Origin of the sequence: Mesorhizobium sp. M7A.F.Ca.CA.003.01.2.1 (genome assembly GCF_003998945.1) — a bacterium.
Lineage (GTDB): Bacteria > Pseudomonadota > Alphaproteobacteria > Rhizobiales > Rhizobiaceae > Mesorhizobium > Mesorhizobium ciceri.
The window spans coordinates 1-14,410 of record NZ_RZRA01000026.1; the positions used below are offsets into that span (position 1 = coordinate 1).

15 protein-coding genes and 1 pseudogene are annotated in these 14,410 nt (G+C 61.7%); 12 read left to right on the forward strand and 4 right to left on the reverse strand.

What is annotated here, in order from left to right; translation table 11 throughout:
• From EN969_RS02615 to EN969_RS02625, 3 genes and pseudogenes are all read right to left on the reverse strand, one after another.
• A pseudogene (locus EN969_RS02615) lies at positions 1-253 on the reverse strand (Flp pilus assembly protein CpaB); the annotation flags it as partial.
• 213 nt (positions 254-466) lie between these two features.
• A complete protein-coding gene (locus tag EN969_RS02620) occupies positions 467-985 on the reverse strand; it encodes a prepilin peptidase (protein WP_013533685.1) in 519 nt (172 codons plus the stop codon).
• 172 nt (positions 986-1,157) lie between these two features.
• Positions 1,158-1,340, reverse strand: coding sequence for a Flp family type IVb pilin (locus tag EN969_RS02625; RefSeq protein WP_013533686.1), 183 nt, complete (start codon positions 1,338-1,340; stop codon positions 1,158-1,160).
• Positions 1,341-1,674: 334 nt separating this feature from the next.
• Between EN969_RS02625 and EN969_RS02630 the strand changes: the two genes are divergently transcribed.
• From EN969_RS02630 to EN969_RS02640, 3 genes are all read left to right on the forward strand, one after another.
• Positions 1,675-2,097 (forward strand): pilus assembly protein N-terminal domain-containing protein, encoded by a 423-nt coding sequence (locus EN969_RS02630; RefSeq protein ID WP_013533687.1) that lies wholly within the window; start codon positions 1,675-1,677, stop codon positions 2,095-2,097.
• A gap of 137 nt (positions 2,098-2,234) precedes the next feature.
• Complete coding sequence (locus EN969_RS02635; RefSeq protein ID WP_063169998.1) at positions 2,235-2,816, forward strand: TadE/TadG family type IV pilus assembly protein; 582 nt, start codon at positions 2,235-2,237, stop codon at positions 2,814-2,816.
• Positions 2,817-2,848: 32 nt separating this feature from the next.
• Positions 2,849-3,472: a TadE/TadG family type IV pilus assembly protein gene (locus tag EN969_RS02640; protein ID WP_318014161.1), complete on the forward strand. Its 624-nt coding sequence runs from the start codon at positions 2,849-2,851 to the stop codon at positions 3,470-3,472.
• A 34-nt stretch (positions 3,473-3,506) separates the two neighbouring features.
• On the opposite strand, the gene EN969_RS02645 is transcribed toward EN969_RS02640, so the two are convergent.
• Entirely contained in the window at positions 3,507-4,427 is a 921-nt protein-coding gene (locus tag EN969_RS02645; protein WP_164758131.1) for a PhnD/SsuA/transferrin family substrate-binding protein, read from the reverse strand.
• A gap of 308 nt (positions 4,428-4,735) precedes the next feature.
• Here EN969_RS02645 and EN969_RS02650 point away from each other — a divergent pair, with 308 nt between their 5' ends.
• From EN969_RS02650 to EN969_RS02690, 9 genes are all read left to right on the forward strand, one after another.
• The gene (locus EN969_RS02650) at positions 4,736-5,977 is read left to right on the forward strand and encodes a phosphopentomutase (protein ID WP_013533691.1); all 1,242 of its coding nucleotides are present in this window, start codon (positions 4,736-4,738) and stop codon (positions 5,975-5,977) included.
• Complete coding sequence (gene mutM / locus EN969_RS02655) at positions 5,970-6,860, forward strand: bifunctional DNA-formamidopyrimidine glycosylase/DNA-(apurinic or apyrimidinic site) lyase (protein ID WP_013533692.1); 891 nt, start codon at positions 5,970-5,972, stop codon at positions 6,858-6,860. The genes EN969_RS02650 and mutM overlap by 8 nt, the downstream gene beginning before the upstream one ends.
• Before the next feature lie 131 nt (positions 6,861-6,991).
• Entirely contained in the window at positions 6,992-7,765 is a 774-nt protein-coding gene (locus EN969_RS02660; protein WP_013533693.1) for an enoyl-CoA hydratase, read from the forward strand.
• Between the two features lie 182 nt (positions 7,766-7,947).
• A complete protein-coding gene (gene rpsT, locus EN969_RS02665) occupies positions 7,948-8,214 on the forward strand; it encodes a 30S ribosomal protein S20 (protein ID WP_013533694.1) in 267 nt (88 codons plus the stop codon).
• A 925-nt stretch (positions 8,215-9,139) separates the two neighbouring features.
• The gene (dnaA, locus tag EN969_RS02670) at positions 9,140-10,615 is read left to right on the forward strand and encodes a chromosomal replication initiator protein DnaA (RefSeq protein ID WP_127387494.1); all 1,476 of its coding nucleotides are present in this window, start codon (positions 9,140-9,142) and stop codon (positions 10,613-10,615) included.
• 303 nt (positions 10,616-10,918) lie between these two features.
• A complete protein-coding gene (gene dnaN, locus EN969_RS02675; protein ID WP_013527877.1) occupies positions 10,919-12,037 on the forward strand; it encodes a DNA polymerase III subunit beta in 1,119 nt (372 codons plus the stop codon).
• 82 nt (positions 12,038-12,119) lie between these two features.
• A complete protein-coding gene (gene recF, locus EN969_RS02680) occupies positions 12,120-13,265 on the forward strand; it encodes a DNA replication/repair protein RecF (protein ID WP_013527878.1) in 1,146 nt (381 codons plus the stop codon).
• A gap of 31 nt (positions 13,266-13,296) precedes the next feature.
• The gene (locus tag EN969_RS02685; RefSeq protein WP_013527879.1) at positions 13,297-14,052 is read left to right on the forward strand and encodes a molybdopterin-synthase adenylyltransferase MoeB; all 756 of its coding nucleotides are present in this window, start codon (positions 13,297-13,299) and stop codon (positions 14,050-14,052) included.
• Between the two features lie 4 nt (positions 14,053-14,056).
• Positions 14,057-14,410, forward strand: a 354-nt coding sequence (locus EN969_RS02690) for a GNAT family N-acetyltransferase (RefSeq protein ID WP_164758130.1), incomplete at its 3' end; no start/stop codon positions are given.

Sequence of the window (14,410 nt, forward strand, 5' to 3'; positions counted from 1 at the left end):
CGGTGCGGGTGATGAAATTCGCGTTGACGCCGTCGGCGGGCCAGGATTGCCAGGCGATGTTGTTTTGGATCGGGCTGCCCATCGGAACGTCGCCTGAAAGCACAAGCACATCCTGGAGTGCCACTGCCGGGGCCTGGGGAGCGGAATCAACGACGACCTGGGGCGGCGGTGCCACCATGTTCTTCGCGACATAGCCAGCGCCACCCGCCGCGGCCACCGCCACGCTCAGAATTATCAATCGCGATGCTGGCATCTGTCCGAACCCTTGCCCTGGCAAACCACGTAGCCAAGCCGGACTTTGCAGCGGCAATCGTCAAAACAAGGTTAATGTAATGCTTACGATCGTGATTAATTTAACGTTTACATAAATTAGCCGGACTATAGCCGGACCGGCCAAAACAGCCGGGCCGACCCCGTTGAGAACGGGGTCTCGGCAATGCTGACAGACAATAAAATAATATCGTGGTCAGGCCGCCAGCCTGGCCAGCGCCCATATCATCAAAGGCGAGTCCGGATAGGTCAGCAACCCGCCAAGGCCGAGCGCGACGCCATAGGGAACGCCTTTTGCCTCGTCGGCGAAATGGCGCAGAAACGGATTTTGGCCGGTAACGGCCGCAAGCATCGACTTCCGGTAGAGGATGATCGCGAGCGTCAGCAGGCCGCCGATGATTGTCGAGGCGACAAGATACTCCACGAGATTGACATTGAGGCCCATCCACATCGCGGTTGCGGCCAGAAGCTTGGCGTCGCCGCCGCCCATGCCGCCTATTGCAAACAGGCCGAACGTCACGGCCAGGACCAGGGCGCCGGCGGCGAAATGTCCGCCATAGGCCGCCCAGTCCATGCCTGTAAGGGGCGCGACCAGCGCGAAAACGACGACGAGCAGCACCGGCACGCGGTTGGCGATCGTCATCGACAGCATGTCGGAGATCGCGGCAAACAGCATGCAGAACGGAAAGACGACGAAGATCAGGGCTTCAAGCATCGGCGCCACGCCTATTGTCCGATTTTATTGGGCTCAATCTAAGATATGTTCGATTAACGATTGATGAGGCCAGGAACGAAAAGACGACCTATATTGGCAGCGGCATAAAAAAGGCCGCCACGCGGCGGCCCTTTTCCAGAAAATGCGATGCAAGTGCTCGGCGATAAGCCGATCAGCTGCCGGTCGGCGCGTTGTTCAGGGTGCTGCCAATGTTGGTGAACTTGGCATTCAGCGCATTGCCGAGCGTGCCGGCGCCAGTGATGATGGCGAGCGCGATGAGAGCGGCGATCAGACCATATTCGATAGCGGTCGCGCCGGATTCGTCCTTCACAAAACGTGCGATGAGATTAGACATTCGAGAGCTCCTACTCCACGTGTTACAGCACTTCCGTCAACTTCTGTGATGGTTGATCGGATGCTGCCAATCTAGGGAGAAGCTCTTTCGATCGGCTTAAGAAACAGCCTTACCGATTCCTTTCCCGGTTCGAACATATTGCGTGGTTAACTTCGGGCTAAAGTACCGCCGCGCCTTCCAGTCCCAGGTTTGGCAGGCTTGCGCCCCGACTGGACCGCGCCTCGCGGGGCGCCCTTATCGGCCATTGCAGGATTGGCAACATCGCAGGCTTAACCGTTGGTTCACCAATCTCGTTCATGTTCCGTTGATCAGTCCGCCTGCGTGGAGCGCCTCAATGGCCCAGCCGAGATCGTCAATCCTGATTGCCGCGCTTCTTGCCGTCTCGAGCTTCGTCGCGCCCGCCATGGCCGGCGCCGGCATCGAGGTCACGATGAACCAGGCCAAGATCGTCAAACTGTCGCGTCCCGCAGACACCATCGTGGTCGGCAACCCGGCAATCGCCGACGCTTCCGTGCAGGACGCTTCGACGATCGTGCTCACCGGCAAAGGTTTCGGCGTCACCAATCTGGTCGTGCTCGATACCGACGGCAGTCCCATCGTCGATGAGCAGGTTACCGTCGTGCGGCAGGCTGCTTCGTCGGTGCGCATCTATCGGCGTGCCGAAATCCAGACGATGTCCTGCACGCCGTATTGCGAAAGCTCCTACAAGAGCGAAGCGGAGAAGTCTTCCGAGGCGGAGATGAGCGTCAGCCGATAGGTGGCGTGACCGGCTGCCGGTGCGGTTATTGGCCGGTTAAGAGGCCTGCGCCGACTTTAACGATCATCCAAACCGGACCTCAATCGGTTTGCGTTAATGGTCCTTCCGAGACCGCATAGAGATCGGCAGGATCGGACATGAGCAAGGGATACGGCCGCGCAGGCGACCACAAAGTGAGATGCCCAAGGTTTTTCGCCCGTTTTCTTCGTGACCGGCGCGGCGCCACGGCAATCGAATTCGCGATCCTTTCAGTCCCCTTCGCGCTGCTTGTCTTCGCCATTCTGGAAAGCTGCATCTCGTTTGCCGCGCAGGAAGTGATGGCCAACATCACCGACGATGTCGCGCGCAAGCTTCGCACCGGCCAGTTGAGGGCGGTTGACGTCGCCGGAACCAACTTGCGGGACATGATCTGCACAAAACTGCAGATCATCGTTTCCCAGGATTGTCCCAATCAACTGCTGGTGGATCTTCGCCAATATACATCGTTCGCGGATGCGGCCACGGCCGGCTTCAAGATCCAGAACGGCGATGTCGTATTGACGAAAGGCACCGCAACCCAGTCGTTTTCAGTGACAGCGGGTGCGGCGGAGTCGAGGAACATGCTGCGGGTCTTTTACAAATGGCCGATCATGACCGACCTGCTGGCCAAATCAATGGGCGGCAACAAGACGCTGCACTTCGCATCGGTGACCTGGCAGAACGAACCGTTCGACAACTGAGCGGAATGCACGAGCAGTATAAGAAAAGGGCAATGGGCATGATGCGTGCGGGGGCACATCTTATGATTACGGGAGTTTGGCGGAAAACAAGTCTGTTCTGGTCCGATCGTCGTGGCATCGCGGCGGTCGAATTCGCGTTGATCATGCCAATTCTGCTGATCATGTATTTCCTCACAATGGAAGCGTCGCAAGCCATCGAGACCAGCAAGAAGGTCAGCCGTATCGGCAGCATGGTGGCCGATCTCGTCACCCAGCAGACAAGCGTCCTCAAGGCAGATGTCGACGCCATCATGCAGATCGGCAGCGTCACCCTTCAGCCCTACAACCGCTCAAATCCGACCATCACCGTCACGGCAATCCAGGTCTCGGCCGATGCGACGAGGGCACTGGTGGTGTGGTCACGCAAATTGGTAGCCGGCGTCGCCAGCCCTGGCGCCGCCGCCACCACCGAGACAACGATCCCGGCGTCGCTCAGAGTCGCCAACACTTTTCTCATCCGCGTTGAAAGTAACCTCGGCTATACGCCGGTCATCGCGTGGAGCGCGAGCAGTCAACAGAAGCTTGGGCTGACCTCGGCTTTCAGCAACATAACCATGGGCGAAACCTATTTTCTGCGCCCCCGCAGAAGCGTGACGATCCCTTGCAGCGACTGTTGAACAGAGGCAGCCAGGCGTGCGCAGGCCGCTCCAGCTACTGCTGCGGCCCACGGTCCGAAACGAAGCGCACGATAGCAGCGGCCATCTCGTAATCTTTTGGCGACACGCGAGCGAAGCCGCCGGAATGTTTCGATTCCAGGAGATCGTAGATATCGGGCGTCGTCGACTTGAGGTTGGTGAGGAACACGGCAAGCCTGCGCTTGGCTTCCGGGTCGAGATCGCTGCGGACCGCATGGGGGCCGTATCTCAACAGGCCCGACGTCCATACGATCCGAAGCGCCGTCACCGAGAGCCCTGCCGCCTCCAACCTCGCCTGCGTGCCCGACGGTTCTCGCGGGCCGTCGGCAGCGGCCGTCACCCAGCCGAACAGGCCATCGGCTTTGCCGTCGACCAGCATCGTCTCGGCCGCCGCGGCCGAATCGGCATGGACCAGAAACGGTGCATCTTCCGCGATCTTGCGGCCTTCCGCCGCCAACGCCGCCAATGGCAAGAGAGAACCGCCGACGCTGTCAGGAGGCGCCATGGCGATACGATGGCTGTCCATCGCCGCAAGGTCGGGCAGCTTGCCGTCCCGCGTCAGCAGAACCGAGCGGATGCCGATCGCGCCGTCTGAATCGACCGGAGCCACAAGCGGTTCGATACATAAGCAGCGCTGCGAGGCCGTCGCATATGCGGTGGCCGAATAGATCGCATATTCGATGCGGGCATTGGCCTGCGCCTCGATCAGCGCGGCATAGTTGCGGGCAACGACAAACTCGACCTTCATGCCCAAGGCCTTGGTGTAGGCGTCGGTCAACAGTGCCAGCCCCGGAACGGAGTTGCCGGCGCCTGGCTCGGCAACGATGCCGATGCGAAACGTGCCGATATCGTCGCGCCAGTCGGCATGCGCCGGATTTGACCAGAGCGCGACCTGCGCCAGCATGAGAGCGGCATAAGTCTTCAGCGCAACCCTCATGACAGGAACCACGGTCTGTTGTCCTCGATTCATGCCCATGCCCGGAGCATTTGTGCATATCGCAGCCCAAAACCGCTGCGCACCGTTGGGCGACATGCATCTCTGTTTGTGCATGTCGTTATCCCAAAACCGCTGCGCACTTTTGGGCGACATGCATCTCTGTTTGTGCATGTCGTTATCCCAAAACCGCTGCGCACTTTTGGGCGACATGCACCAGACTATCACGCCAAGCCGTTGCCGTTTGGTTTCCGAATTGCCAATGAAGTCGCGGAACCCTATGTCTGGTCGGTCAAACTGGCAACAACTCGATGGCACGCGCTTTCCTCTTCGTTCTGGACTCCTTCGGCATCGGTGGAGCGGCCGACGCCGACCGCTACGGCGACGCCGGCGCCAACACATTCGCGCACATCGCAGAAGCCTGTGCAGAGGGCCGCGCGGATCGCGAAGGGCTTCGCAGTGGACCGCTGTTTGTCCCCCAGATGGCCTCGCTCGGGCTTGGCAAGGCTGCCGAAACCGCAACGGGGCTGGGCTTTGCCAGCAGCGGGACGGATCTGCTCCCAACTGCCTTTCACGGCGCCGCACAGGAGGTTTCGAGCGGCAAGGACACGCCGTCGGGCCATTGGGAGATCGCCGGCCTGCCGGTGCGCCTCGACTGGGGCTATTTCCCGGATACGGTTCCCGCCTTTCCGGCCGAACTGACCGAGGCGATGATCCGCGAAGGCAAGGTGCCGGGCATTCTCGGCAATTGCCATGCGCCGGGCACCGAAATCATCGAGCGCTTTGGCGAGGAACACATCCGGACCGGCAAGCCGATCTGCTACACGTCGGTCGACTCGGTCCTGCAAATCGCCGCGCATGAAGTCCATTTCGGCCTCGATCGGCTTTATGAATTCTGCCAGGTGGTGCGCAGGCTGGTTGACCCGCTCAGGATCGGACGGGTGATCGCGCGGCCGTTCGTCGGCGAAACCACCGCCACTTTCGAGCGGACATACAACCGTCATGACTACGCCGTGCCCCCGCCGGAACCGACCCTGCTCGACCGGCTGACGGCGCGTGGCAGCCGTGTCATCGCCGTCGGCAAGATCGGCGACATCTTCGCCCATCGCGGAATTTCGCAAGTGCGCAAGGCGGCAGGCAACATGGCTATGTTCGACGAAGCGCTGGGTGCGATGGATGATGCCGGCGACGGTGACCTCGTCTTCGCCAATTTCGTCGACTTCGACACCGAATTCGGTCACCGCCGCGATGTCGCGGGCTATGCTGCAGCGCTCGAGGCCTTCGACCTGCGGCTGCCGGAGGCATTTGCGAGGCTGCGGCAGGGCGATCTTCTCATCCTGACGGCCGACCACGGCAACGACCCTACCTGGGCCGGGACCGATCACACGCGCGAGCGCGTTCCGGTGATCGGCACTGGACCGGGTCTCAAGGGCGGCGACATCGGACTGAGAACGACATTCGCCGACATCGGCGAAACCGTGGCCGAGCATCTCGGGCTGGCGCCCGGACGCTACGGCACTTCTTTCTATGCGGCGATCGGCGGTCATGCCTGAGTTACCGGAGGTCGAAACCGTCCGGCGCGGACTTCAGCTGGTTCTGGAAGGCGCCACCATCGCCCGCGTCGAGGCGCGCCGACCGGATCTGCGCTTTCCATTTCCCGAGAAATTCGCGCAGCGACTGGCCGGCAAGACGATCACGGCACTCGGCCGCCGGGCCAAGTATCTGACGATGGACCTGGAAGGCGGCCCCGCGCTGATCTGCCATCTCGGCATGTCGGGCTCATTCCGCATCGAGACGGCCGATGGCAGCGACATGCCCGGCATCTTCCGGCACGACCGCTCGAAGAGCTCCAATCACGACCACGTCGTCTTCCATGTCGTGTCTCCGGCCGGTACCCGATCGCGCGTGATCTTCAATGATCCGCGCCGCTTCGGCTTCATGTTGTTTGCGGAAGGACTGCCGGACGTTCATCCGATGCTGGCTGGACTTGGCGTCGAGCCTACGGGCAACACATTGGACGGTGCGCTGCTTTCCTCATTGATGAAGGGGCGGAGATCACCGCTGAAGGCAGCGCTTCTCGACCAGAGGCTGATCGCCGGGCTCGGCAATATCTATGTGTCGGAGGCGTTGTGGCGTGCGGGCCTGTCGCCGCTGCGCGAGGCGGGCACGATCGCCAGGCCCGGAAAGAAAGCCCAGGCCCAAAGCGAACACCTCGCGCAAGCCATTCGTTCGGTGATATCGGATGCGATCGCAGCCGGCGGTTCCTCACTGCGGGACTATATGCAGACCGATGGGTCGCTGGGCTATTTCCAACACGCCTTCGCCGTCTACGACCGCGAAGGCGAGGCCTGCTCCAAGCCCAGTTGCGGCGGCCACATCGAGCGTGTCGTGCAGAGCGGCCGATCGACCTTTTATTGCCGGACATGTCAGCGATGAGTCAGAGCAATTCCAGCAAAAGCGGGGGCGGTTTTCCGTCCGAAATTGGTCAAGACAAGGAGATGGAGCGGTTCTGCGTTTCCGTGAAACGATGAACCGCTCTAGACGAGCGTAAGCAAGGAGAAGCAGCCATGAGCTATGAGACGATCATCACCGAGACGCACGGCAAGGTCGGGCTGATCACGCTGAACAGGCCGCAGGCGCTCAACGCGCTGAACTCCCAGATCCTGACCGAGGTGGTGGCAGCCGTGAACGGGTTCAGCGCCGATCCCGGTATCGGCGCCATGGTCATCACCGGTTCCGAAAAAGCTTTCGCGGCGGGCGCCGATATCAAGGAGATGCAGTCCATCTCCTATGCGGACGCCTACGCCCAAGACTTCTTCGTCGGCTGGGAGGAACTGACGCGGGCGCGAAAGCCTATTATCGCGGCGGTGGCGGGCTATGCACTCGGCGGCGGTTGCGAGCTGGCGATGATGTGCGATTTCATCATCGCCGCCGACACGGCCAAGTTCGGCCAGCCCGAGATCACGCTCGGCGTCATTCCAGGCATGGGCGGGTCACAAAGGCTGACCCGCTTTGTCGGCAAGTCGAAGGCGATGGACATGTGCCTGACCGGGCGGATGATGGATGCCGCCGAGGCCGAGCGTTCTGGCCTGGTGTCGCGGGTCGTGCCTGCCGGTGAACTTGTCGAGGAGGCGCTGAAGGCCGCGGCCAAGATCGCCGCTTTCTCGCTGCCATCGGTGATGATGGCAAAGGAAGCTGTCAACCGCGCCTTCGAGACGACGCTTGCCGAGGGATTGCGGTTCGAGCGCCGGCTGTTTCACTCGCTGTTTGCACTGGACGATCAGAAGGAAGGCATGGCGGCCTTTGCCGAGAAGCGGAAGCCGAATTTCACCAACCGCTGACGCCAATCCCTTGGCTTCGAAGAAGATGGTTGTTGGCCGCCAAAAAGAAGGCCAGGCAGCGTTGACGCGCCGGAAAAGCTGAACTATAAGCCGCACCAACCGAGGCGGCCCTGTGGCAGCCCGTTTGTTTTTTGCGCCCTGCGGCATCCCGCATGCGCCGACCAGATCAGAAGAGAGGCATCATGGCCAATACATCCTCGGCCAAAAAGGCAACGCGCAAGATCGTCCGCCGCGCAGCGATCAACAAGAACCGTCGCTCGCGCGTCCGCACCTATATCCGCCAGGTCGAAGAGGCGCTTGCCTCCGGTGACAAGGCTGCCGCACAGGCTGCCTTCAAGATCGCGGAGCCGGAATTGATGCGCGCCGCAACCAAGGGCGTGATTCACAAGAACACGGCGTCCCGCAAGGTGTCGCGACTGGCTCAGCGGGTCAAGGTACTGTCGGCCTGACATTACTTGCCTAGACTGACGTTCTTCGAACCCGGCCGTTTGTGCCGGGTTTTTTCGTTTGCCGGCAAGCACTTAAAAAGAATGTCCGGAAACGGCGTCTTATGCGGATTTCACAATAGGGAATAGTTTGCCGGCATATGCATGCCTGCTGTTGATCGGCACGCTTGAAAATCGCCGGCCTAATGATTCTTGGCTGTCAAAAATAGCTTATATTTTTCAAACGCTTACAGATGGTGATCCACAGCTTGTCCACACCGGACTGGCCCGATCGGGGAGAAGTCGCTGTCAAGCGAATTATTTCAGAATATTTCTGTCAGCGCCCGGTTTTTCATATTCGCCGGAAAAGGGTTTGAATCACAATGGCTTTGTTAAAATGTGCCGTCGCGGCATGCCACTCGAACCCGCCTCCACTAACCAGATTCCTTAAAAATCCGTTAGACGTGGCCTTGCCCTATCCACAGCGATTTCGGTAGTGTCGATCTATCGAAAGGGACGGGCTCTGGCTCTTAACCCAAGCCTGAATCGGCCAGCTTAAATTGGCGGGATTTGCAACGCGGATCAAGTCCGCGGACGGCTTTGGTTTGTCTTTTTCGATACGGTAGGGGACTGGCGTAACTAGACATGGCAGGTAGACGGCGCGCCGGCGCTCTTTTCGCCGGACGGTGTTGTATTGCCCTGACATACCCAACGCGGACTGGCTTCCATGGGCCGGCACCGGTTCCCACGGATAATGGGCGACGTTCACCTGCCGGCGGCGGCAGCGGACATCGTAGCAAAGACTTAGGTCGCCGGAACCGGATGCAGGAGGCGCATCCCCGGCGGAAAACAGGTACGGAAGGACAAGGAAAAGATCATGCAGAGCGGCATCGAAAGGGAACTTACGGGCGACCTCCCATTTCCTGGAACTTTGATCGGAGCAAACGACATGGCGGTGTCCAGCGACGCGGAACAGAAATTCGACCGGGTCAAGACCCAGTTGAAGGCGCGCCTGGGAACCGAAGTCTATTCGAGCTGGTTTGGCCGCATGAAAGTCGCCGAGGCTTCCAAGGGCATTGTCCGCATCTCGGTGCCTACCGCCTTCCTGCGCTCATGGATCAACGGCCACTATCTCGACCTCATCTCCGAGCTGTGGAAGCAGGAGGATCCCGATCTTCTCAAGATAGACATCGTCGTGCGCACGGCAACCCGTCAGGGACGCGCCCAGGCCGAGCCAGAGGTAACGCCGGCACGCAGCAAGGTGACACGGCAGACGCAGACGGCGCTTGCCGCAGGCACAGTCAGCCCCAGCCGGGTGGAGCGCGCATCGACTCCGCGTCCGGGCACACCCATCGAGAGCGAATTCCGCCACAACGTTCTGGGGTCACCGCTCGATCCACGCTACACGTTCGGCTCTTTCATCGAGGGGCCGTCGAACCGGGTGGCCTTCGCCGCCGCCAAGGCAGTGGCGGAATCGCAATCGAGCGCGGTGCGTTTCAATCCGCTCTTCCTTCACGCAACCGTCGGGCTCGGCAAGACCCATTTGCTGCAGGCCATCGCCGCGGAATCGCTGAAGCAGAACCCCAAGTCGCGCGTCGTCTATCTCACGGCCGAGTATTTCATGTGGCGCTTTGCCACCGCGATCCGCGACAACAACGCTCTGACGCTCAAGGAGCAGCTGCGCGACATCGACCTGCTCATCATCGACGACATGCAGTTCCTGCAGGGCAAGTCGATCCAGCATGAATTCTGCCACCTGATCAACATGCTGCTCGACAGCGCCAAGCAGGTCGTCGTCGCTGCCGACCGGCCACCATCGGAACTGGAATCGCTCGAACCGCGGGTCCGTTCGCGCCTCAATGGCGGTGTCGCGCTTGAAATGTCGGCGCCCGATTTCGCCATGCGCCTCGGCATGCTCAAATTGCGCCTTGCCACGGCCAGGAGCGACGACGCATCCCTCGACATTTCGGAGGAGATCCTCAATCACGTCGCCCGCACCGTGACCGGCAGCGGACGCGAGCTGGAAGGCGCCTTCAATCAGCTTTTGTTCCGTCAATCCTTCGAGCCGCAGATCACCATCGACCGGATCGACGAAATCCTCGGCCACATCTATCGCACAGGCGAGCCGAAGCGTGTCCGTATCGAGGACATCCAGCGCATCGTGGCGCGTCACTACAATGTGTCGAAGACCGAATTGCTGTCCAACCGGCGCACGCGCACCATCGTCAAGCCGCGGCAGGTCGCCATGTACCTGTCGAAGGTGATGACGCCGCGCTCGCTACCCGAGATCGGACGGCGTTTCGGCGGCCGCGATCACACCACGGTGCTGCATGCCGTGCGCAAGATCGAGGACCTTTCCGGCAACGACAACACGCTGGCGCAGGAACTTGAGCTTCTGAGGCGGCTGATCAACGATCAGGCCTGACCCTCCGGGAGGGCCGAACCGAAACAACGCCGGGATTCAATGGCTTGCCAGTGCGGCGCCGGGCCTGCATCGGGCTCGTGGCATCGCCTGGAAGCGATCTGGATTTCGGTTTTTCGACACTGGCTCGCGGACTTCGGGCGCGTTATCCCCAGAAAGCCCGCGTAGCCGGCCTGAACCGGCGGCGCGGGCTTGCGTTTGCTGGTTTTTTCCTGTCAGTTTACGCAGATTCTGAGCCTATTCAGACCTTTCGCGGGACGCCGCTCACTGGTGACCCGTCATTCATTCAAGCGAGCCTGTTTCGTCATGCGTGTTATCCTGGAACGGTCAAATCTCCTGAAGTCGCTCAACCACGTCCATCGTGTGGTCGAGCGGCGAAACACCATACCGATCCTGTCCAACGTGCTGCTCGGCGCCGAAGGCGCCAGCCTTGAAATGAAGGCAACCGATCTCGACCTCGAGGTGACCGAAGCGACGCCCGCCAAGGTGGAGCGCGGCGGGGCGACGACGGTCCCGGCACATCTGCTCTACGACATCGTGCGCAAGCTCGCCGATGGCGCCGAGGTGATGCTGAAGACGGACGAGGACGGCAACGCCATGACGGTGACGTCCGGCCGCTCGAGCTTCCGCCTTCAGTGCCTGCCGCAATCCGACTTCCCGGAGCTTTCGGCCGGATCCTTCTCGCATATCTTCCGTCTCGACTCGGTTGCCCTGAAAGGCCTGATCGAGAAGACCCAGTTCGCCATCTCCACCGAGGAGACACGCTATTACCTGAACGGCATCTACCTGCACACGCATGAGGTTGGCGGCAAGCTGAAGCTGCGCTCGGTGGCGACCGACGGCCACCGCCTGGCGCGCGCCGAGATCGACGCGCCGGCGGGTTCCGAGGGCATGCCGGGCATCATCATTCCGCGCAAGACGGTGAGCGAGCTGCAGAAGCTTGTCGACGATCCGGATGTTGCGGTGACCACCGAACTGTCGGACACCAAGATCCGCTTCACCATCGGCAGCGTGGTTTTGACCTCGAAGCTGATCGACGGCACCTTCCCCGATTATCAGCGGGTCATTCCGACAGGCAACGACAAGAAGCTGATCATCGACCGCCAGAGCTTTGCCGCCGCCGTCGATCGTGTTTCGACCATCTCTTCCGAACGCGGTCGCGCGGTGAAGCTGTCGATCAGCGAGGGTCAGGTGACGCTTGCGGTCAACAATCCGGATTCAGGCAGCGCCACCGAAGAACTGTCCGCTGACTATTCATCCGATCCGATCGAGATCGGCTTCAACGCCAAGTACCTGCTCGACGTTGCCGCGCAGCTGACCGGCACGGAGGCCAAGTTCATGCTGGCGGATGCCGGTTCGCCGACGCTGATCCACGACATGGCCGACGAGACCGCACTCTATGTGCTGATGCCGATGCGCGTGTAGCGGCGCGGTGTCAGCACTTCGGTCCTGTTGTGGACCGGCGGCAAGCGCGATATTTACGGCGACTTCTATAGGCGGATAGCGGTTGCCGGCACAGAACCATATAAGTAAGCTAACACTTACTAATTTCCGCAACTATGCGGCGCTGACGATCGATCTGGCGCCAGGTGCCGTGGTTTTTTCCGGCGACAACGGCGCCGGCAAGACCAATCTCCTCGAAGCGATCTCCTTTTTGACACCGGGACGTGGCTTGCGCCGCGCGCCCTACGCCGATGTCGCGCGCGAGGGCGGCGACGGCGGCTTTGCGCTGCATGCCCGGCTCGACGGACCTGATGGCCAGGTCGAGATCGGAACAGGCATTTCCGGCGGTGACACCGCCGGCGAAGGCGGCAGGCGGGTACGCATCAACGGAGCTTCGGCGCGTTCGGCCGAGGACATGCTGGAATGGCTGCGCGTGGTTTGGCTGACGCCAGCCATGGACGCGTTATTCACCGGACCGGCCGCGGATCGCCGGCGCTTCCTCGACCGGCTGGTGCTGGCGATCGACCCCGGCCACGGGCAACGTGCGATCGACTACGAGAAGGCGATGCGCGGTCGTAACCGACTGCTTACCGAAAGCTCTCGGGACGACCGCTGGTTCGACGCTATCGAGACGCAGATGGCCGAAACCGGTGTGGCGATTGCCGCGGCGCGCGCCGAGATGGTGCGCCTGCTGGCCGCCATGATCGACAGGCTGCCCGACACGGGACCGTTTCCGCAAGCCGATATCGGCCTTTCAGGCGAGCTGGAAGCCGAGATTGCCGTGGCGCCGGCGGTCGATGTGGAGGAACGCTTCCGTCGGACGCTTGCCGAGGGCCGCGAGCGCGATCGCGCCGCCGGACGTACGCTCGACGGCCCGCACCGTTCGGACCTGGTGGTTCGGCACCGCCCCAAGGCGATGCCGGCCGAGCTCTGCTCGACCGGCGAGCAGAAGGCGCTGCTGGTCGGCATCGTGCTGTCGCACGCGAGGCTGACCGGCGAAATGTCGGGCATGACGCCGATCCTGCTGCTCGACGAGATCGCTGCGCATCTCGACAGCGGGCGGCGCGCGGCGCTGTTTTCCATCCTGGAGGAACTGAACTGCCAGGCATTCATGACAGGAACCGATGCTGCGCTGTTTTCCAGTCTCCAGGGCCGTGCGCAATTCCTGACCGTCGACCACGGGACGGTTGGGCCAACCGAAGACCCCTGACAAGGTTTTTCCGTGCCTGTATGATCAGGCAATGACCACTGCCGCCCTGACCGCAGACGAGATCGAACGCTATGCCCGCCACATCGTGCTGCCGGAAATCGGCGGCGCCGGACAGCAGAGGCTGAAGCAGGCCCGGGTGCTGGTCATCGGCGCCGGCGGGCTGGGCGCCCCGGTGCTTGAATATCTTGCCGCCGCCGGCGTCGGCACGCTCGGCGTGGTCGATGACGACACCGTTTCGCTCTCCAACCTGCAGCGTCAGGTCATTCACGGCACCGACACTGTCGGCCTGCTGAAAACCGACAGCGCCAAGGCGGCAATCGCCCGCATCAATCCCAATACCACAGTCGAACCGCATACGTTCCGGCTGACCACGGACAATGCGCCTGCCCTCGTCGCCCGCTATGACATCGTCGTCGACGGTTCCGATAATTTCGAAACGCGCTACGCCGTGGCCGATGCCTGCGCGAGCGCTGGGAAACCGCTGGTGCATGCCGCCGTCGGACGCTTCGACGGCTCGGTCACGGTGCTGAAGCCATTCGAAGACGGCAAGGACGGCAAGCCCAACCCAGGCTATCGTGACCTGTTTCCCGAGGCGCCACCGCCGGGCCTGGTGCCGTCCTGCGCCGAAGTCGGCGTGCTTGGCGCGCTGACCGGCGTCATCGGCACGCTGCAGGCCATGGAGGCGGTCAAGCTGATCACCGGCGTGGGCGAACCGCTGGTCGGCCGGCTGCTGCTTTATGATGGGCTGGCGGCGCGCTTCGACACCATCCGTTACAAGAGAAGCTGAATTCTTGGACCTGATCGAAGCAGTCTCCATCAGGCGGATCCCGACCGATTTCGACCGTTGGGACGATGTGCTCGCATTGATCATGCGTGCCTTCGCCTCGATGGACGACGTCATCGACCCGCCCTCCTCGGCCCACCTTTTGACCGCCGACACTCTGCGGGACAAGGCGCGGCGGGAGACCGGCTTCGTGGCGCTCAGGGGTGATCGGATCGTCGGCTGCGTCTTTGCCCTTGAAAAGGTGGCAGAGTTCTATGTCGGCAAGCTCGCCGTGGCGCCGGACTGCCAGGGACAAGGCATCGGCCGGCGGCTGATGCAGGCGGTCGAAGACCTTGCCCGCGGCCGCGGCAAGGCCGCCATC

What these genes read in the sequence shown, in the direction of transcription:
- EN969_RS02620 (WP_013533685.1), bottom strand. Translation starts at nt 985, where the DNA reads ATGCTTGAAGCCCTGATCTTCGTCGTCTTTCCGTTCTGCATGCTGTTT.
- EN969_RS02660 (WP_013533693.1), top strand. Translation starts at nt 6,992, where the DNA reads ATGAGCTATGAGACGATCATCACCGAGACGCACGGCAAGGTCGGGCTG.
- EN969_RS02635 (WP_063169998.1), top strand. Translation starts at nt 2,235, where the DNA reads ATGAGCAAGGGATACGGCCGCGCAGGCGACCACAAAGTGAGATGCCCA.
- dnaA (WP_127387494.1), top strand. Translation starts at nt 9,140, where the DNA reads ATGGCGGTGTCCAGCGACGCGGAACAGAAATTCGACCGGGTCAAGACC.
- rpsT (WP_013533694.1), top strand. Translation starts at nt 7,948, where the DNA reads ATGGCCAATACATCCTCGGCCAAAAAGGCAACGCGCAAGATCGTCCGC.
- dnaN (WP_013527877.1), top strand. Translation starts at nt 10,919, where the DNA reads ATGCGTGTTATCCTGGAACGGTCAAATCTCCTGAAGTCGCTCAACCAC.
- EN969_RS02630 (WP_013533687.1), top strand. Translation starts at nt 1,675, where the DNA reads ATGGCCCAGCCGAGATCGTCAATCCTGATTGCCGCGCTTCTTGCCGTC.
- EN969_RS02650 (WP_013533691.1), top strand. Translation starts at nt 4,736, where the DNA reads ATGGCACGCGCTTTCCTCTTCGTTCTGGACTCCTTCGGCATCGGTGGA.
- EN969_RS02640 (WP_318014161.1), top strand. Translation starts at nt 2,849, where the DNA reads ATGGGCATGATGCGTGCGGGGGCACATCTTATGATTACGGGAGTTTGG.
- EN969_RS02645 (WP_164758131.1), bottom strand. Translation starts at nt 4,427, where the DNA reads ATGAGGGTTGCGCTGAAGACTTATGCCGCTCTCATGCTGGCGCAGGTC.
- mutM (WP_013533692.1), top strand. Translation starts at nt 5,970, where the DNA reads ATGCCTGAGTTACCGGAGGTCGAAACCGTCCGGCGCGGACTTCAGCTG.
- EN969_RS02625 (WP_013533686.1), bottom strand. Translation starts at nt 1,340, where the DNA reads ATGTCTAATCTCATCGCACGTTTTGTGAAGGACGAATCCGGCGCGACC.
- EN969_RS02685 (WP_013527879.1), top strand. Translation starts at nt 13,297, where the DNA reads ATGACCACTGCCGCCCTGACCGCAGACGAGATCGAACGCTATGCCCGC.